The organism is Verrucosispora sp. ts21 (assembly GCF_002879555.1).
In the GTDB taxonomy this organism is placed as follows: Bacteria; Actinomycetota; Actinomycetes; order Mycobacteriales; family Micromonosporaceae; genus Micromonospora; species Micromonospora gifhornensis.
The window spans coordinates 1-1,317 of record NZ_PNOZ01000165.1 but is presented as its reverse complement, the minus strand read 5'-3'; the positions used below and the strand labels follow the sequence as shown (position 1 = coordinate 1,317).

The 1,317-nt window shown below is 67.2% G+C and carries 1 pseudogene; it reads left to right on the top strand.

From position 1 onward, the window contains the following. Window positions 1-52: 52 nt before the first annotated feature. Window positions 53-1,287 (top strand): annotated as a pseudogene (locus C1A38_RS30365) (IS3 family transposase). The last annotated feature ends 30 nt before the right edge of the window (window positions 1,288-1,317 follow it).

The window sequence follows — 1,317 nt, the reverse complement described above, 5'->3', positions numbered from 1 at the left end:
TGTCCCGCACCGGGTTTGATGGAGACATCGAAATCTGGGAGGAACATCAGCGATGCCCGCACCGAAGAAGTACAACGATGAGCTGCGTGAGCGTGCGACGCGGTTGGCGGTCGAGGCCCGCCGGGACCCGGCCAGCGCGATAGGGGCGATCCGGCGGATCGCCGGTCAGCTCGGGATTCATCCGGAGGCGTTGCGGACGTGGGTGAAGAAGGCCGAGACTGACGCCGGTGGCCGTCCGGGCACCACCAGCAGCGACGCGGAACGCCTCGCTGCTTTGGAACGGGAGGTGCGTGAGCTGCGGCGGGCCAACCAGATCCTGAAGTCCGCGGCGAGTTTCTTCGCGGCGGAGCTGGACCGTCCGTCGCGATGAAGGTCGACTTCGTCGACTCCCAGAAGGCCGAATACGGTGTCCAGCCGGTCCTGCAGGCGCTCGAAGACACGCCGGCACAGATCGCACCGTCGACCTACTACGCCGCTAAGACCCGCCCTGCCTCGGCCCGGTCAAGGCGCGACGAGGAGTTGACCGCGGTGATCGAGCAGGTCCACGCGGAGAACTACGGCGTCTACGGCGCTCGCAAGATCTGGCACGAGCTGCGTCGGCGCGGTGTGCGAGTGGCCCGCTGCACCGTCGAGCGGCTGATGCGCGAGTCCGGGCTGCGCGGGCTGCTGCGCGACAAAGCGCCGCGTACGACCCGGCCCGCAGCCGAGACCAGCCGACCCTCTGACCTGGTCAAACGAGACTTCACCGCACTGCGGCCGAACCAGCTGTGGGTCGCCGACCTGACCTACGTGCGCACCAGCGTCGGCTGGGTGTACGCCGCGTTCGTCCTCGACGTGTACTCCCGCATGATCGTCGGCTGGCAGGTGTCGACGAACCTCTACACCGACCTGGCCCTCGACGCGTTGAAGATGGCGATCTGGCGCCGCGAACATCAGGGCGCTGACCTGGGCGGACTCGTGCATCACTCGGACCGCGGAGTCCACTATCGAGCGATCCGCTACAGCCAGCGCCTCGCCGAGGCCGGCGCTGTCGCCTCGGTCGGCTCCCGGGGCGACTCGTACGACAACGCGATGGCCGAGGCGTTCAACTCGCTCTACAAGGCCGAACTCGTCCGCAACCGAGGTCCGTGGCGTGGACTCGACGACCTGGAGATGGCCACCGTCGAGTACATCGACTGGTACAACAACCGCCGGCTGCACGGCGAACTCGGACACGTCCCACCCGCCGAACACGAGGCCCTACACGCGATGACCCACCCGGTCACCGCACCCCTGAAAACCAGCTAACCAACTGTCCATCAAACCCGGGGCTTGACA